The organism is Micromonospora echinofusca (genome assembly GCF_900091445.1).
Taxonomy (GTDB): domain Bacteria; phylum Actinomycetota; class Actinomycetes; order Mycobacteriales; family Micromonosporaceae; genus Micromonospora; species Micromonospora echinofusca.
On the sequence record NZ_LT607733.1, the window covers coordinates 4,734,859 to 4,750,872 of the forward strand.

Below are 16,014 nucleotides of genomic sequence, written 5' to 3' on the forward strand. Positions count from 1 at the left end.
ATGCTCACGATCCGTCGCGAGGAGCCCGACGACGCCGAGGCGGTCGCCCGGGTGCACATCCACGGCTGGCAGGCGGGCTACGCCGGCATCATGCCCGAGGAGGTGCTGCGGCGGCTCAACGTCACGGCCTGGGCGCAGCGCCGCCGGGACGTCGGCACCGCCGACCCGGAGCACCCGTTCACCACCCTGCTCGCCGAGGTCGAGGGGGCGCTGGTCGGGTTCACGACGTTCGGCCCGTACCGCAACAACCAGGACCGGGGCGACCTCGACGCCGCGCACGGCGAGGTGGTGGCGATGTACGTCGAGCCGGCGTACTGGGGCGACGGCACGGCGCGGGCGCTGCTGGCCGCCGCCCGGGCCGGGCTGGTCGAGCGGGGCTGGTCGGACTACCGGCTCTGGGTGCTGGAGGCCAACCACCGGGCCCGCCGGTTCTACGAGCGGGCCGGGCTGTCAGCGGACGGTGAGCGCTCGACCTATCCGGTGCCGCTGGCCGGCGGGGCTGCGCCGGTCGGGCTGGTCGAGCTGCGGTACGCCGGCCGTCTCGACGGCTGACCCGGCCGGCTCCGCCCAGCGACGGATGGGCAGGAACGCCAGCAGCGCCAGGCTGATCCAGACGTAGGTGTTGCTGCCGAGGAAGCCGTCGAGGCCGGTGAAGTCCTTCTCCCAGGCCCAGACGATCCGGCTGATCAGGAGGCCGTACCCGACGATCGCGGCGCCCAGCAGGACGCGGCGCCGGCGGCTGCCCGTGGGCGCGGCCGTCCCGTTGTCCACCAGCAGGATCAGCGCGGGCAGCAGCCAGACCAGGTGGTGCACCCAGGTGACCGGGCTGACCAGGCACATCACCGCGCCGGTGAGCGCCAGGCCGGTCGCCTCGTCGCCGGCGGCCACGGCGGCGCGGGAGCGCCAGGCCCACAGCGCCAGGGTGGCGAGCACCAGGGCCAACCAGGCCAGGGTGCTCGGGTGTTCCGGGTTCAGCCGGGCGACCACGCCGCGCAGCGACTGGTTGGAGACGAAGGCCAGCTCACCGACCCGGCCGGTGTTCCACAGCGCCTCCGTCCAGAACTCCCGCGAGGCGTCCGGGAAGAGCGCGGCGGCCAGCAGCGTCGTGCCGGCCGCGGCGGCCATCGAGGTGACCGCGGCCCGCCAGCGGCGGGTGACCAGCAGGTAGACGATGAAGATGCCCGGGGTCAGCTTGATCGCGGTGGCCAGGCCGATGCCCACGCCCGCCCACCGGCTGCCGGCCGGCAGCAGCCGGAGCAGGTCGATCGCGACCAGGAAGAGCAGCAGCATGTTGACCTGGCCGAAGTTGACCGTCTCGCGCATCGGCTCGTACGCGGCGGCCAGGCAGAGCGCCACGGCGAGGGCGAACCAGCGGGTCCAGCCGCAGCGGCGGGAGATCGGGTCGACCAGCCACCAGAACAGCACGGCGGTCACCACCACGCTGGCCGCCACGCTGACCGCGATCGCCGCCGTCCACGGCAGGTACGCCATGGGCAGCATCACCAGGGCGGCGAAGGGCGGGTACGTGAAGCCGTACTGGGTGCCGGGCTTGAGGAAGTCGTAGATCTCCCCGCCGTCGTGCACCCACCAGGTCAGCGCGCCGTAGTAGACCTTGAGGTCGAAGAAGCCGTGCCGGACGGCCGCCACGGACAGGAAGGCGGTCACCGCGACGGCGAGCGCGACGACGCCGGTGACCTGCCCGATCGTCCTTCTGGCACCCTGCGCCACCATCGCCTCCCTGGCCCTGCGTAGGCTTCCGTCCCATGGCTCTCGGGTACGTCCGCCCGGCGCGTCCGGAAGACGCCGGCGAGATCGCACGCATCCAACTCGCGACCTGGCGGGTCGCCTATCGCCGGATCCTGCCCCGGCACGTGCTCGACAACCTGGACGAGGCGTGGCTCGCCCGTCGGTGGAGCGCGGCCGTGCAGGAGCCGCCCTCCGGCGCCCATCGGGTGCTGGTCGCCGTCGAACAGGCCGAGCAATCGTATCTGGTGGGCTTCGCCGCCTCCGGTCCGGCCGACGCCGAGGCGCTCGCGCCGGGCGAGCCGGCGGAGGTCCTCGGGCCGGACGTCGCGGCGGTGACGGACCTGCTGGTGGAGCCGCGCTGGGGCCGGCGGGGGCACGGCAGCCGGCTGCTCGCCGCGACCGTCGACCTGTGGCGTGCCGACGGGTTCACCCGCGCGCTGGCGTGGGCCTTCGACGGCGACGCGGCGACCCGGAAGTTCCTCACCAGCACCGGCTGGGAGCTCGACGGGGCGGCCCGCGCGCTGGACGTGGAGGACATGCTCGTCGGGCAGGTACGCCTGCACGTGGCGGTGCCCGGTGACGCGGACCCGGCGGACGCGACGCCCGCCGAGGCGACGCTGCCGGACCTGCGGCCCGACGAGTCGTCGCCCGTGACGCCCGGGGACTGACCGACCGGCGTTCCCGGAGCACGCCACGCGGTGCCCACGTTCCGCCGGAAACCGTCGGGGGCGTCGCCTACGGTGACCCCATGGTCGCGGTGACGGCGTCCACGACAGGGAGGCAACGGGCATGTTCACGGACACGAGGGCGTGGAGCAGTTTCTCGGTGGACGACACCGGGCAGGCCGAGCGGTTCTACACCGACACGCTCGGTCTGCGGGTGTCGCGCGACGACGACATGGGCGGCCTGCTGACGCTGCACCTGGCCGGCGGCCGGGACGTCATGGTCTATCCGAAGGCGGACCACACCCCGGCGGCCTACACGGTCCTCAACTTCCCCGTCGAGGACGTCGGCCGGGCCGTCGACGAGCTGACCGCGCGCGGGGTCCGTTTCGCGCGCTATCCCGCGATGCCCCAGGACGAGCGGGGCATCATGCGCGACAACGGGCCGACCATCGCGTGGTTCACCGACCCGGCCGGCAACATCCTGTCGGTGATCGAGGAGGGCTGACCCGCCGGGGCGAGGAGGGTCGGGTCAGGTGCGCGGTCAGCCCCGCGCGGACGGCAGGAGCTCGACGACCAGCTCGTCGTCCTCCATCGCCCCCGTGGGCACGAAGCCGAGGCTCGTGTAGAGGCGGGCGGCCTGGGCGTTCTCGGGGTGGTAGGAGAGCCGGACGGGGTGTCCGCCGTCCTGGTCGCCCAGCCACGCGGCCAGGGTGCGCACGGCCGCCCGGCCGACGCCCCGGTCCTGCTCGGCCGCGTCGATCACCATGCCGCCGATCCAGCGCGACCCGTCGTCGTCGACGCCCCACATGACGTGCCCGACGACGGTGTCGTCCGCGTACACCGCCAGCGAGTTCCACACGTCGGAACGCATGGTCAGCAGCAGGTAGCGGGCGGCCAGCGCCGCGACCCACGCGCGCTGGTCGTCGCGCGGGGCGACATCGGCCACCGCCCGCCAGTTGTCGTCGTCCACGGGGCGCAGGGTGACCCGGCGCCCGGCCCGGTCGGAGAGTCCAGATTCGATCATCCGGGCAGCCTAGGGACCGCCCGGGTGCTCCGCGAAGGGTTTACCGTCAGTCGAGCAGGGCGTCCAGGCCGACCGTCAGCCCGGGCCGGGTGCGGACCGCGCGGACGGCCAGCAGGACGCCCGGCATGAACGAGACCCGGTCGTACGAGTCGTGCCGGATCGTCAACGTCTCCCCCACGGTGCCGAAGAGCACCTCCTGGTGGGCGACGAGCCCGGTTGCGCGCACGGCGTGCACGCGTACCCCGTCGATGTCGGCGCCCCGGGCGCCCGCGACCTCGTCCTTCGTGGCGTCCGGGACGGGGCCGAGCCCGGCCTCGGCGCGGGCGGCAGCGACCAGCCGCGCGGTGTGCGTGGCGGTGCCGCTGGGGGCGTCCAGCTTGCGGGGATGGTGCTGCTCGACGATCTCGACCGACTCGAAGTGCCGGGCGGCGCGGGCGGCGAACTGCATCATCAGCACCGCGCCGATGCCGAAGTTGGGGGCGATCACCACGCCCACCCCGGGCTTGTGGGCCAGCCAGCCGCGCACCCGCTCCAGCCGCTGCTCGGTGAAGCCGGTGGTGCCGACGACGGCGTTGATGCCCTGGTCGATGCACCAGTGCAGGTGGTCCATCACGACGTCGGGGGTGGTGAAGTCGACGACCACCTCGGCCCCGGCGTCGGACGCGGCGAAGAGGCCGTCGCCCTGGTCGACCATGGCCACCAGTTCCATGTCGGCGGCGGCGTCCACGGCCCGGCACACCTCGACGCCCATGCGCCCCCGGGCGCCCAGCACGCCGACCCGGATCAGCTCGTCCGGGCTCTTCTCCTGCTCGTCACTCACGGGGCACAACCTATCCCAATCGGGACGCGCGCATCCGAGCGGACCGTCAGCGGCCGGGACGCACCCGTCCCGGGCCGACCGTCCCCCGCCGGGCAGCACCCAGCCAGACGGGCCGTCAGCCGCCGGGACGCGCCATCCGGGCGGGCCGGTGCCGGGCAGGAGTGCGGGACGGGTCAGCGGGTGGCGAAGTCGTTCGCGCCGAACGGGCCGACCACGGCCAGCGACATCGGCCGGCTCAGCAGCTCGGCGGCCAGGGTGTTGACGTCGGCCACGGTGACCGCGTCGACCCGGCCGAGCAGCTCGTCGACCGGCATCAGGTGGCCGTAGAGCAGCTCGCCCTTGGCGAGCCGGCTCATCCGCGAGCCCGTGTCCTCCAGGCCCAGCACGAACGAGCCCTTGCTCATCCCCTTGCCCCGGGCCACCTCGGCCTCGGTCAGGCCGTCGGCCGCCACCCGCGCGAGTTCCGCCCGGGTCAGCTCCAGCACCTCGTCGACCTTGCCGGGCGCGCAGCCGGCGTAGACGGCGAAGAGGCCGGTGTCGGCGTACTGGCTGGCGTAGGAGTAGACCGAGTAGGCGAGGCCGCGCCGCTCGCGGATCTCCTGGAACAGCCGGCTCGACATGCCGCCGCCGAGGATGTTGTTGAGCACGCCGAGGGCGAAGCGCCGCTCGTCGAGCCGGTCGATGCCGGGGCAGCCGAGGATGACGTGCGCCTGCTCGGTCTCCTTCGGCTCCACCAGCGTGGTGGCGGGCTTCGTGCGTACGGCCGGGGTGGCCGACCGGTGCGACGCGGGCGCCGCCGGGTCGGTGTCCAGCGGGGTGCCGCGCAGCGCCTGGCGGACCAGCTTGACCACCGTGGCGTGGTCGAGGTTGCCGGCGGCGGCGACGACGATCCGCGACGGCGTGTAGTGGCGGCGGTAGAAGCCCTGGATCTGCCGCCGGGTCATCGGGGTGACGGTCTCCTCGGTGCCGGAGATCAGCCGGCCCAGCGGGTGGTCGCCGTAGGCGGCGCGGGCGAAGAGGTCGTGCACCTCGTCGCCGGGCTCGTCGTCGTGCATGGCGATCTCCTCGAGGATCACGCCCCGCTCGGTCTCCACGTCGGCCGGCTCCAGCAGCGAGTCGGCGACCGCGTCGCACATGACGTCGATGGCCAGCGGCAGGTCCTCGTCCAGCACGCGGGCGTAGTAGCAGGTGTATTCCTTGGTGGTGAAGGCGTTGGTCTCGCCGCCCACCGCCTCGATCTCGGCGGAGATGTCGAGCGCGCTGCGCTTGTTGGTGCCCTTGAACAGCAGGTGCTCCAGGAAGTGCGCCGCGCCGGCCTGCGGGCCGGTCTCGTCGCGCGAGCCGACCGCGACCCAGACGCCGAACGAGACGCTGCGCATCGCCGGGATCGCCTCGGTGAGCACGCGCAGCCCGCTGGGCAGCACGGTACGCCGTACCGTGCCGCCCAGCGGGTCGTCGCTGATCGTGCGGGTCACCGCCCGTGCGGCGCCGCCGGAGCGGGCCGCTCCGGTGCTGCGGCGCAAGGCCCCCGCGGGGCCCGGGACGGACGCCACCCCCCGTCGATCCGGCGGAAACGGCGCGCTGACGGCCCGACTCACGTGTTGCTCCCAGATCGACGAGGGGTGGGTGATGCGATGGTGCGGTGGGTCAGCTGCGTCGGGTGCGGCGGCGCGGACGCTCGCCGCCCTCGCCACCCTCGCCGCCGCCCTCGCCGCGCTCGCCGCCGCCCGGGCCACGACCGCCCCGGTCGCCGCCGCGCTCCCGGTCGCCCCGGTCACGCGGAGCCCGGTCGTCACGGTCCCGGCCGGCCGGACGCTCGCCGCCGGCGGCCTCGCCTGCGGCCGGCGCCTCGGCGCCCTCCGGGCGGACCTTGTCCAGGTAGATCTTGCCGCGGGCGTCGATGTCCGCGATCTCGACCTCGACCCGGTCGCCGACGTTGAGGAAGTCCTCGACCTTCTCGACCCGCTTGCCGTCGCCCACCTTGGAGATGTGCAGCAGGCCGTCGCGGCCCGGCAGCAGCGAGATGAACGCGCCGAACGCGGCGGTCTTGACCACGGTGCCGAGGAACCGCTCCCCGGCCTTCGGCAGGGTCGGGTTGGCGATCCCGTTGATCCGGTCCACCGCCGCCTGGGCCGACGGGCCGTTGGTGGCGCCGACGTAGATGGTGCCGTCGTCCTCGATGGAGATCTCGGCGCCGGTCTCGTCCTGGATCGCGTTGATGGTCTGCCCCTTCGGGCCGATCACCATGCCGATCTTGTCGACCGGGATCTTGACGGTGGTGACCCGCGGGGCGTACTCCGACATCTCGGCCGGGCCCTCGATCGCCGCCTGCATCACACCCAGGATGGTCTGCCGGGCCTCGTACGCCTGCTGAAGCGCGGCGGCCAGCACGTCCGACGGGATGCCGTTGAGCTTGGTGTCGAGCTGGAGCGCGGTGACGAACTCCGGCGTGCCGGCGACCTTGAAGTCCATGTCACCGAACGCGTCCTCGGCGCCGAGAATGTCGGTCAGCGTCACGTACTGGGTCTTGCCGTCCACCTCGTCGGAGATGAGGCCCATGGCGATGCCGGCCACCGGCGCCTTCAGCGGCACACCGGCGGAGAGCAGGCCCAGCGTCGAGGCGCAGACCGAGCCCATCGAGGTGGAGCCGTTGGAGCCGAGCGCCTCGGAGACCTGCCGGATGGCGTACGGGAACTCCTCGCGCGACGGCAGCACCGGGATCAGCGCCCGCTCGGCGAGCGCACCGTGGCCGATCTCGCGCCGCTTCGGCGAGCCGACCCGGCCGGTCTCACCGGTCGAGTACGGCGGGAAGTTGTAGTTGTGCATGTAGCGCTTGCGGTTCTCCGGGGACAGCGTGTCCACCATCTGCTCCATGCGCAGCATGTTGAGGGTGGTGACGCCCAGGATCTGGGTCTCGCCACGCTCGAACAGCGCCGAACCGTGCACCCGGGGCAGCACGCCGACCTCGGCGGTCAGCGGGCGGATGTCGCGCGGGCCGCGGCCGTCGATGCGGACCTGCTCGCGCAGCACCCGGTTGCGCACCTCGGACTTGGTGAGCGACCGGAAGGCGGCGCTGAGCTCCTTCTCCCGGCCCTCGAAGCGACCGCCGAGCTCCTCGGCGACCTTGGCCTTGATCCGGTCCAGGGCCTCCTCGCGGTCGGCCTTGCCGGCGATCTGGAGGGCCTCGGCGACCTCGGCGCGGGCCACGTCGGCCACCGCCTCGTAGACGTCGTCCTGGTAGTCCAGGAAGACCGGGAACTCGGCGACGGGCTTGGCGGCCACCTCGGCCAGCTCGGCCTGCGCGCGGCACAGCTCGCGGATCGCCGGCTTCGCGGCCTCCAGGCCGCTGGCCACGATCTCCTCGGTCGGGGCGGTCGCGCCGCCCGCGATCAGGGTCACGGCGTTCGGCGTCGCCTCGGCCTCGACCATCATGATCGCGACGTCGCCGTCCGGCAGCGAGCGGCCGGCCACGACCATGTCGAAGGTGGCCCGGGCCAGTTCCTCCAGGGTCGGGAAGGCGACCCACTGGCCGTCGATGTGCGCGACCCGGGTCGCCCCGATCGGGCCGGAGAACGGCAGGCCGGAGAGCTTGGTCGACATCGAGGCGGCGTTGATCGCCACGACGTCGTAGGGGTGCTGCGGGTCGAGCGCGAGGATGGTCTCGACGACCTGGACCTCGTTGCGCAGGCCCTTGACGAAGGACGGGCGCAGCGGCCGGTCGATCAGCCGGCAGGTGAGGATCGCGTCCTCGCTGGGGCGGCCCTCGCGGCGGAAGAACGAGCCGGGGATGCGGCCCGCGGCGTACATCCGCTCCTCGACGTCGACGGTCAGCGGGAAGAAGTCGAACTGCTCCTTCGGCTGCTTACCGGCGGTGGTGGCGGAGAGGACGACCGTCTCGCCGAGCTGGGCGACGACGGAGCCGGCGGCCTGACGGGCCAGCCGGCCGGTGGAGAAGGTGATCTCACGGGTGCCGAAGGACCCGTTGTCGATCACGGCGGTGCGGGATTCGGTGCCGAGGTTGGTCTCGGTCATGGTGCTGTCGTGCTCCTTCGCATCGGGGGCCCACGACGCGGGAAGCTGCTCAGACGGCCGGTCTTCGATCGAAGCGCCCGGGTGGCCGGCGCGAGGCCGGGGTGCCCGGGGGCCACTACCGGAGACCGGTACGCTGACCGGCTCCCTTTTCAGGTGGTCGCGCGGCCCGGTTTTCGTGTGGCGGCGAAGCGGGGGAGCGGCCCGGTCGGGCCACTCCCCCGTCACGTCACCGGCGCAGACCGAGCCGCTCGATGAGCGACCGGTAGCGGTTGATGTCCTTCTTCTGGACGTAGTTGAGCAGCCGACGGCGACGGCCGACCAGCAGCAGCAGCCCACGGCGGCTGTGGTGGTCGTGCTTGTGCACCTTCAGGTGCTCGGTGAGCTCGGCGATCCGCTTGGTGAGGACCGCGACCTGCACCTCCGGCGAACCGGTGTCGCCCTCGGCGGTCGCGTACTCCGCGCGGATCTTGGCCTTGGCTTCCTGGTCGAGCGCCATGTTCTCCCTGTTTCGTGGGTGGTTCGATGATGTCCGTCGGCTCGGTCAGTGGACCGGAAACGGACCGGTACCTCGCACCCGCGGCGTCGTGCAGGCACGCGAGGCCCCACGTCGGTCAGCCGACGTCGCAGCCAGACTACCAGCCCGGCCGGGTGGCGGCCTGTCAAGGGCCGCGACGCGGTCAGCCGAGCACGCGCCGGGTCCGCTCGACGTCCTGGTTCATCTGGGCGATCAGGGGCTCGATCGCGTCGTAGCGGATCTGCCCGCGCAGGTGCGCCACGAAGTCCAGCGCCAGCCGCTCGCCGTACAGGTCGCCGGTGAAGTCGAGCACGTACGCCTCCACCCGCCGCTCCCGCCCGGAGAACGTCGGGTTGGTGCCCACCGACACCGCCGCCGCCAGGGGCTCGGGGTGGCCCCGGCGCACCAGCCGGGCGGCGTAGACGCCGTCGGCGGGGATCGCCGCGTACCGGTGGCAGAGCAGGTTGGCGGTGGGGAAGCCCAGCTCGCGGCCCCGCTGGTCGCCGCGGACCACCACGCCCTCCACCCGGTGCGGGCGGCCGAGCGCGGCGGCGGCGGCCGTCACGTCCCCGGCGTCGACGCAGGAGCGGATGTACGTGGAGGAGAAGACGGTGCCCGCCTCGGCGACGAGCGGCGCCCCCTCCACGCCGAAGCCGAAGGTGCGCCCTAGCCGCTCCAGCAGCGCCACGTCGCCGGCGGCCTTGTGCCCGAAGCGGAAGTTGTCGCCCACCACGACCAGGGCGGCGTGCAGGTGCTCGACGAGGATGTCGTGTACGAACGCCTCGGCGGGCAGCCGGGAGAACTCCGGGGTGAACGGCACCACGCAGAGCACGTCCACGCCGAGCGCCTCGATCAGCTCCGCCTTGCGGGCGGTCTCGGTGAGCACCGCCGGGTGCGAGCCGGGGCGCACCACCTCGGCCGGGTGCGGGTCGAAGGTGACCACCACCGACTGCACGCCCAGCTCGCGCGCCCGGGACACGGTGTGCCCGATGGTCGCCTGGTGCCCCTTGTGCACGCCGTCGAAGACGCCGATGGTGACGACGGACCGCCCCCAGCCACCGGGCGCCGCGTCGTACCCCCGCCACCGCTGCATGCCGCTCCTCCCCTGCCTCCGCGGCGGCCCGCGCCGGCCGCCGGTCCTACGCCCCGTGCCCGTCAGGCGGGGGCGAGCACGATCTCCGCGCGGGCCCGGCCGTCCCGCTCGCTGACGATAGCGATCAGCCCGCCGTCGGGGCCGAAGACCGCGTAGGGGCCGGCGATCCCCGCCGGGTCGAGCGGCCCGCCGTGGGAGAGCACCTTCGCCTCGTCGGCGCCGGCGTCGCGGCGCGGGAAGAACCGGTCGGCCGCCGCGGCCAGCGGCAGGTTCACCACCTCGGGGGCGCGCTGCTCCAGCTCGTCGAGGGTGGCGGCCTCCGCGAGGGCGAAGTTCCCCACGGCGGTACGGCGCAGCGCCGTCAGGTGGCCGCCCACCCCGAGCGCCAGGCCCGCGTCGCGGGCGATCGCCCGGATGTACGTCCCCGAGGAGCAGGTCACGTCGATGTCCACGTCCACGACGTCCGGCGCGTCGCGGCGTACCGCCAGCAGCTCCAGCCGGGACACGGTGACCCGGCGGGCGGGCAGCTCGACACTCTCCCCCTCGCGCACCCGCTTGTACGCCCGCTGCCCGTCGATCTTGATGGCGCTGACCGCGCTCGGCACCTGGTCGATCTCCCCCGTCGACGCGGCCAGCGCCGCCCGGATCGCCTCGTCGGTGACCGCGACGGCGGGCGTGGTGGCGATCACGTCGCCCTCGGCGTCGTCGGTGACGGTGGCCTGGCCGAGCCGGACAGTGGCGGTGTAGCTCTTGTGCGCGCCGATCACATAGGTGAGCAGGCGGGTGGCCCGCCCGACCCCGATCACCAGGACGCCGGTCGCCATCGGGTCGAGGGTGCCGCCGTGCCCCACCCGGCGGGTCCGCGCCAACCGGCGGATGCGCGCCACCACGTCGTGCGACGTCATGCCGCCGGGCTTGTCGACCACGATCAGACCGTCTGTGCTCACGACACCCCAGCCTGCCAGACCGGGCCGGACGCCCCGCCGCCGCCGTACGGGGTCGGGCGGACGGCCGTCGCGGCGTCCACGTCCTGGAGCGCCAACGGCGCGGCTCAGCGCACCGCGCCGACCACGACCCAGCCCCCGGAGCGCAGCCGCAGCAGCAGGGCCACCAGCCGGATCACCACGAACAGCGTGAGTCCCGCCCAGATGCCGCCGAGGCCGAGGCCGAGCCCGTACGCCAGCCAGATGGCGGGCAGGAAGCCGCCGAGCGCGGCCACGATGGTGAGGTTGCGCAGGTAGCGGACGTCCCCGGCGCCGATCAGCACGCCGTCGAGGGCGAACACGACACCCGCCAGCGGCTGCATCGCCACGAACCACGGCCAGGCGAGCATGGCCTGCTCGCGTACCTGCGGATCGGAGCTGAACCAGCCGGGGACCACGCCGGCGCCGGCGGCGATGAGCACGGCGAACGCCACGCCGCAGACGCCCCCGAGCAGCCCGATCCGGCGGGCGACGTCCCGGGCCGCGGCGGCGTCGCCCGCCCCGAGGGCCGCGCCGACCAGCGACTGGGCGGCGATGGCGAGCGCGTCGAGCACCAGGGCGGTGAAGAACCACAGTTGCAGGGCGATCTGGTGCGCACCCACGGCGGCGGCCCCGAACCGGGCGGCGACGGCGGTGGCGGAGAGGAAGCTGGCCTGGAACGCGACGCCCCGGATCAGCAGGTCCCGGCTGAGCGCCAGTTGCTGCCCGATGAGCCGGGGCCGGGGCCGCAGCGACACCCGTTCGGCGACCAACGCCCCGGCGAAGAGCACCCCGCAGACGGTCTGCGCGATGACGTTGGCCACGGCGGAGCCGACCAGGCCCAGCCCGACCGGATAGACCAGCAGCGGGCAGAGCACGGCGGAGAGCAGGTTCGGGCCGAGCACGAACACCAGCGGTCGGCGCATGTCCTGCACGCCGCGCAGCCAGCCGTTGCCGGCGGCGGCGAGCAGCAGGCCGGGCGCGCCGAGCGCCGCGACCCGCAGCCACTGCGCGGCGGCGTCGGCCACCTCGCCGGGGCCTCCGGCGAGGGTACGTGCCAACGCCCCACCGCCGATCTGCATGCCGAGGGCGACCAGCACCCCCACCGCCAGGGCGAGCCACGACGCCTGGACGCCCTCGGCGACGGCGGACGCCCGGTCACCCGCCCCGAAGCGTCGGGCCGAGCGCCCCGTGGTGCCGTACGCGACGACGGTGCCGAGCCAGGCGATGAGCGTCAGCACCGTCCCGCCGACGGCGAGGGCGGCCAGCGGCACCCGACCGAGATGCCCGACCACCGCCGTGTCCACGAGCACGTAGATCGGTTCGGCGGCCAGCACCACCAGCGCCGGCAGGGCCAGCGCGGCGATCCGGCGGGGCGCGGCGGCCCGGTCGAGGGCGACGGAGTGGCTCATCGCCGCCGATCCTGACACGGCGCCGGTAAGGATCGCAAGCTAGCCGATCACTTACCGGGAGCCGGTCCGTCCGGAGCTGGCTGGACGCCCCTCGACGGCCCCGAACAGGAACACTCCCCCAACGAGCACCGGCACGGGCGGCGGCTCCCCGACGAGCCGGCCCGCGAGCAGCACGGCGGCGCGCGCCTCCGCCCGGGTGCCCGCTTCTCCGACTCCCCGTCTCGCCGGGCAGCTGCGCCGGGGAGACGGGGAGACGACGCGGCGGCACCGCCGCGACCGGCGACGACCGGCGACGACCGGCGACGAGCAGCGGCGACCAGGGCGGGGCGGGGCCGCCCTGCTCGCCGACGCCGGGGCGTACGCCCTCGCCGTGGCACGGGGCGGACCAGGGCCGACAGGCACGGCCGGGCCGCCGGCACCGTCGGGGTGTCGCGTGACACGAACGGCAACCCGATCAGCGCGACCAGGGCCGCCCTGAGACCCCTCACCCTCACCCTCACCCGACGCGAGCCACCGCCCCGCCTGACACCGCACGAGCGCCCCGGTGATCAGGACGCCATGGACGCTACCCGGCCTCCTTCAGGTCCATGGCGTCCTGATCACCGGGCGTCCCGGCGTTCTTGACTGCGCCGGCGCTCAGCGGGCGGACATTCCACCCGGTCCGCGGCAGGCGGGCGGCATACGGGCAGCGGCGGGCAGGCGGCCAGCGAACGACAGACAGACATGGGACGGGCGGCGGGCGGCGGGCGGCAGGCGGCAGGCGGCGGGCTGCGGGCGGCGGGCGGCAGGCGCAGGCGGCCAGTCGCAGGCGGCGGGCTGCGGGTGGCGGGCGGCGGGCGGCGGGCGCAGGCGGCCAGTCGCAGGCGGCGGGCTGCGGGTGGCGGGCTGCGGGTGGCGGGCTGCGGGCTGCGGGTGGCGGGCTGCGGGTGGCGGGTGGCGGGTGGCGGGTGGGGGGTGGGGGGTGGGGGGTGGCAGAGCGTCAAGCAGGTGGTGACCGTGTTCTACGCCGAGTCCGTCCGACGTCGCAGGCGTGGCTCAGCCTCAGACGTGGCGTGTGGCATAGCGGCAGGGCACCGAGCAGGCGGCAGGCCCTCGGCGCAGCCCCGGTGCCGGGCTACCAGAAGGCGCGGGCTTTCGTGGCGGGCACTCGGGAACAGGGCTACCGGGAAAGGCGCGGCCACCAACGCGGGGCGCGCAGGCGCCAGACCACTCGAAGGCGCGGGCCTCCGTCGCGGGCACGCGGGGAGCGGGGCCACCGGAATGCGCGAGCCTCCTGCGGGCCTGCGGGCGCCGGGCCAATGGGAGAGCGCGGGACGTCCCTGCGGGCACGCGGGCGGCCACCGGATGCGCGCGGGCTGCCGTGGCGGGCACGCGGGCCGGGGCACCAGGAGGCGCGGGCTGCCGTGCTGGGCATTCGGGCGCCGGGACGGGCAGGAAGGGTGAGGGACGAGGTGGGCCCGGAGTGGGGCGGGACGGTGCTCAGGGCCGGTGCGGGGTGACGCTGTCGGCGCGGGAGGCCGGCAGCGTCACCGCCGGTCGGCGTCTGTCACTGACGGGTGTCCATGGACGTCTGCAGTGCGCGGCGCATCTGCTCGCGGGCCTCGTCGGTGGTCTGCGGCTTGGGCTTGCTGGGCATGGTGGTCCCCTTCCAGGGCTTGGGCAGCCGCTGAGCGGCAGCCCTCACGGGCGGTCGTGCTGAGCGCCTGGCAGCGGCCCGGGGTCACCGGAGCGGCTGGTGGGCAGCGTTAGCCCGGGTCGGTTCGACCCTGGAGGGAGGCGCCGCCGGGTGTGGCGACACCGCCCACGGCCAGCGCCGCCACACGACGCCGACCGATTCCCAAGCTATCGTTCAGTTCCACATACTGCCTGTTGTTCCCGCGATCTGGACTCATGTTCGCCCGGAGCGGCCGCGGTACGGCACTCCGAGGGAACGCGGAGGGGGTCAGCAAGCACGGAGGGGGTCAGCAAGCACGGAGCCGAGCCAGCAAGCACGGAGCCGGGTCAGCGGGCCAGGAAGTGCCAGCCCAGCCACCACCAGAAGCCGAACAGGCCGATCCGACCGACCGGCACCGGGCCCACCTCGTAGCGCATCACGTAGGCGCAGACCTCGCCGAGCGTGGGGATCCGGGAACCCTCGCGGCGGGCCGCCCACTCGACGGCGGCGAAGAGTACCAGGGAGACCAGGAAGCCACCGATGGCCAACGTCCGCATCATCGCCGCACCAGTCCCCAGAACGCCGACAGCCAGCCCAGCCAGGCCGCCGAGCGGACCAGGCGGTCCTCCAGCAGGGGATCGGCCAGCCGCGAGAAGGTGGGAAAGTCGTCCCCCGCCGCCAGGACGAACGTGGTCCCCTCGAAGACCCCGAAGACCACCACCGGCAGGGCCCACCAGGCGGCCGGGGCGCCCAACCGGCGCGGCGCGGGCCGCCGGGGCACCCGGTTGCTCAGACCCAACCAGATCAGCACCCCGCCGGTGCCGAGGGTCCATAGATTGGCCTCGGTCGAGAACGACGGGAACCGGCCGCCGACCAACGAGAGGCAGACGAGCACCGGCACGGCGACGGCGGGACGGTCCCAGGCGCGGGGCGCCTCGACGGTGAGGTCGTGGGGCTGTTCCATCCCGCGATTCTCCCCGTACTCGCCGCAACCGGGAAGACGGACACTCCCCGGGCTCGCCCTGATCTTCCCGCCCCGCCTGTCCGGGTCAGTGCCGGCCGGCGCCGGTCAGCGCGCCGTCGAGCTCCGCGCGGATCCGGCCGACGACCTCGTCGAGCGTGCCGGAACCGGTGAAGCCGGCGGCGAAGCGGTGCCCGCCGCCACCCAGCGCGACCGCCACCCGGCTGACGTCCACAGCGCCCTTGCTGCGCATCGACACCGCCCAGTCTCCGGTCGTGGTCTCCTTGACTACACAGCTCACGTCGGCCTCGGCGGTGCACCGGACCGAGTCGATCAACGGCTCCAGCACGTACGGGCGCTGGTCGTGCCGGGCCAGGTCGTCCTGGGTCGCGTACGTCCACACCAGACCGTGCCCCGCGGCCACGGCGGGCTCCAGGCGGGCCCGGCCGAGCACCTCGCCGAAGAGACGGACGGCGCCGAACGGCCGGGTGTCGAAGACCCGGCGGGAGATGTCGCCGGGCCGGATGCCGGTGGCCAGCAGGCGTGCCGCCAGCTCGTGCACCGCCGGGGTGGTCGCCTCGAACCGGAACGAGCCGGTGTCGGTGCTCAGCGCGACGTAGAGGCACTCCGCGATCCCGGCGTCCAGCTCGATGCCGAGGCGGCCGAGCAGCCCCTCGGCCACCACCGAGGTGGCCGCCGCGTGCGGGTCCACGAGGTTGATCCGGCCGAAGTGGGTGTTCGACGCGTGATGGTCGAGCACCAGCGCGGCGCGGGCGGTCTCCAGCCGGTCGACCAGCTCGCCGAGGCGCGACCCGCTGGCCGCGTCGAAACAGATGACCAGGTCCGGGTCCGGGTACGCCTCGGTCGCCGGCACCAGCAGGTCGAGCCCGGGCAGCTCCTGGAACGGCTCCGGCACCTCCGGCGGGCCGGGGAACGTCGCCTGCATCCGCCGCACCCCGAGCCGGCGCAACCCGAGCCCGAAGCCCAGCATGCTGCCCAGCGCGTCCCCGTCCGGGTTGACGTGGCAGATCAGCAGCACCCGCCCGTCCGCCGGCAGGTCCCGCACGGCCGCGACGGCGGCGGTCCAGTCCGCCTCGGTCGGGCCGGCGTCGAGCGGTGGCGCGGCCTCGG

The 16,014-nt window shown here is 74.3% G+C and carries 15 protein-coding genes; 3 read left to right on the forward strand and 12 right to left on the reverse strand.

The window, feature by feature from the left end:
• The gene (locus GA0070610_RS20120) at positions 1–552 is read left to right on the forward strand and encodes a GNAT family N-acetyltransferase (RefSeq protein WP_089003625.1); all 552 of its coding nucleotides are present in this window, start codon (positions 1–3) and stop codon (positions 550–552) included.
• Here the strand turns inward: GA0070610_RS20120 and GA0070610_RS20125 are convergent.
• Positions 451–1,728 (reverse strand): glycosyltransferase 87 family protein, encoded by a 1,278-nt coding sequence (locus GA0070610_RS20125; RefSeq protein ID WP_089003626.1) that lies wholly within the window; start codon positions 1,726–1,728, stop codon positions 451–453. The genes GA0070610_RS20120 and GA0070610_RS20125 overlap by 102 nt on opposite strands.
• A gap of 35 nt (positions 1,729–1,763) precedes the next feature.
• Here GA0070610_RS20125 and GA0070610_RS20130 point away from each other — a divergent pair, with 35 nt between their 5' ends.
• Both GA0070610_RS20130 and GA0070610_RS20135 read left to right on the forward strand, forming a co-directional pair.
• The gene (locus GA0070610_RS20130; RefSeq protein ID WP_231925749.1) at positions 1,764–2,414 is read left to right on the forward strand and encodes a GNAT family N-acetyltransferase; all 651 of its coding nucleotides are present in this window, start codon (positions 1,764–1,766) and stop codon (positions 2,412–2,414) included.
• A 121-nt stretch (positions 2,415–2,535) separates the two neighbouring features.
• The gene (locus tag GA0070610_RS20135) at positions 2,536–2,916 is read left to right on the forward strand and encodes a VOC family protein (protein WP_089001477.1); all 381 of its coding nucleotides are present in this window, start codon (positions 2,536–2,538) and stop codon (positions 2,914–2,916) included.
• A 36-nt stretch (positions 2,917–2,952) separates the two neighbouring features.
• Here the strand turns inward: GA0070610_RS20135 and GA0070610_RS20140 are convergent, their stop codons facing one another.
• The 11 genes from GA0070610_RS20140 to GA0070610_RS20195 all read right to left on the reverse strand — a co-directional run bounded on the left by GA0070610_RS20140 (position 2,953) and on the right by GA0070610_RS20195 (position 15,949).
• Entirely contained in the window at positions 2,953–3,435 is a 483-nt protein-coding gene (locus GA0070610_RS20140; protein ID WP_089001478.1) for a GNAT family N-acetyltransferase, read from the reverse strand.
• Between the two features lie 46 nt (positions 3,436–3,481).
• The gene (gene dapB, locus GA0070610_RS20145; protein WP_089001479.1) at positions 3,482–4,255 is read right to left on the reverse strand and encodes a 4-hydroxy-tetrahydrodipicolinate reductase; all 774 of its coding nucleotides are present in this window, start codon (positions 4,253–4,255) and stop codon (positions 3,482–3,484) included.
• A gap of 173 nt (positions 4,256–4,428) precedes the next feature.
• On the reverse strand, positions 4,429–5,853 hold the full coding sequence (locus GA0070610_RS20150; RefSeq protein ID WP_089003627.1) for a M16 family metallopeptidase: 1,425 nt from the start codon (positions 5,851–5,853) through the stop codon (positions 4,429–4,431).
• 49 nt (positions 5,854–5,902) lie between these two features.
• The gene (locus GA0070610_RS20155) at positions 5,903–8,287 is read right to left on the reverse strand and encodes a polyribonucleotide nucleotidyltransferase (RefSeq protein ID WP_089001480.1); all 2,385 of its coding nucleotides are present in this window, start codon (positions 8,285–8,287) and stop codon (positions 5,903–5,905) included.
• Positions 8,288–8,513: 226 nt separating this feature from the next.
• Positions 8,514–8,783 carry a 30S ribosomal protein S15 gene (rpsO, locus tag GA0070610_RS20160; protein WP_043962418.1) on the reverse strand — a complete coding sequence of 90 codons (270 nt, stop codon included), beginning with the start codon at positions 8,781–8,783 and terminating at the stop codon, positions 8,514–8,516.
• Positions 8,784–8,964: 181 nt separating this feature from the next.
• Positions 8,965–9,894 carry a bifunctional riboflavin kinase/FAD synthetase gene (locus GA0070610_RS20165; protein WP_089001481.1) on the reverse strand — a complete coding sequence of 310 codons (930 nt, stop codon included), beginning with the start codon at positions 9,892–9,894 and terminating at the stop codon, positions 8,965–8,967.
• Positions 9,895–9,956: 62 nt separating this feature from the next.
• Positions 9,957–10,799, reverse strand: coding sequence for a tRNA pseudouridine(55) synthase TruB (gene truB / locus GA0070610_RS20170; protein ID WP_231926218.1), 843 nt, complete (start codon positions 10,797–10,799; stop codon positions 9,957–9,959).
• 146 nt (positions 10,800–10,945) lie between these two features.
• Positions 10,946–12,268 carry an MATE family efflux transporter gene (locus GA0070610_RS20175; RefSeq protein ID WP_089001483.1) on the reverse strand — a complete coding sequence of 441 codons (1,323 nt, stop codon included), beginning with the start codon at positions 12,266–12,268 and terminating at the stop codon, positions 10,946–10,948.
• Positions 12,269–14,269: 2,001 nt separating this feature from the next.
• Positions 14,270–14,479 carry a DUF6186 family protein gene (locus GA0070610_RS20185; RefSeq protein ID WP_172896697.1) on the reverse strand — a complete coding sequence of 70 codons (210 nt, stop codon included), beginning with the start codon at positions 14,477–14,479 and terminating at the stop codon, positions 14,270–14,272.
• On the reverse strand, positions 14,479–14,886 hold the full coding sequence (locus GA0070610_RS20190; protein ID WP_089001486.1) for a hypothetical protein: 408 nt from the start codon (positions 14,884–14,886) through the stop codon (positions 14,479–14,481). Before GA0070610_RS20190 ends, GA0070610_RS20185 begins: the two co-directional genes overlap by 1 nt.
• An 85-nt stretch (positions 14,887–14,971) precedes the next feature.
• Positions 14,972–15,949 (reverse strand): DHH family phosphoesterase, encoded by a 978-nt coding sequence (locus GA0070610_RS20195; protein WP_231926219.1) that lies wholly within the window; start codon positions 15,947–15,949, stop codon positions 14,972–14,974.
• Positions 15,950–16,014: the final 65 nt, after the last annotated feature.

Bases quoted from the DNA above. Each gene is read 5' to 3' on its own strand.
- GA0070610_RS20135 (WP_089001477.1), top strand. From the start codon at position 2,536: ATGTTCACGGACACGAGGGCGTGGAGCAGTTTCTCGGTGGACGACACC.
- truB (WP_231926218.1), bottom strand. From the start codon at position 10,799: ATGACGTCGCACGACGTGGTGGCGCGCATCCGCCGGTTGGCGCGGACC.
- GA0070610_RS20185 (WP_172896697.1), bottom strand. From the start codon at position 14,479: ATGCGGACGTTGGCCATCGGTGGCTTCCTGGTCTCCCTGGTACTCTTC.
- GA0070610_RS20165 (WP_089001481.1), bottom strand. From the start codon at position 9,894: ATGCAGCGGTGGCGGGGGTACGACGCGGCGCCCGGTGGCTGGGGGCGG.
- GA0070610_RS20175 (WP_089001483.1), bottom strand. From the start codon at position 12,268: ATGAGCCACTCCGTCGCCCTCGACCGGGCCGCCGCGCCCCGCCGGATC.
- GA0070610_RS20130 (WP_231925749.1), top strand. From the start codon at position 1,764: ATGGCTCTCGGGTACGTCCGCCCGGCGCGTCCGGAAGACGCCGGCGAG.
- rpsO (WP_043962418.1), bottom strand. From the start codon at position 8,783: ATGGCGCTCGACCAGGAAGCCAAGGCCAAGATCCGCGCGGAGTACGCG.
- GA0070610_RS20155 (WP_089001480.1), bottom strand. From the start codon at position 8,287: ATGACCGAGACCAACCTCGGCACCGAATCCCGCACCGCCGTGATCGAC.
- GA0070610_RS20120 (WP_089003625.1), top strand. From the start codon at position 1: ATGCTCACGATCCGTCGCGAGGAGCCCGACGACGCCGAGGCGGTCGCC.
- GA0070610_RS20190 (WP_089001486.1), bottom strand. From the start codon at position 14,886: ATGGAACAGCCCCACGACCTCACCGTCGAGGCGCCCCGCGCCTGGGAC.
- GA0070610_RS20140 (WP_089001478.1), bottom strand. From the start codon at position 3,435: ATGATCGAATCTGGACTCTCCGACCGGGCCGGGCGCCGGGTCACCCTG.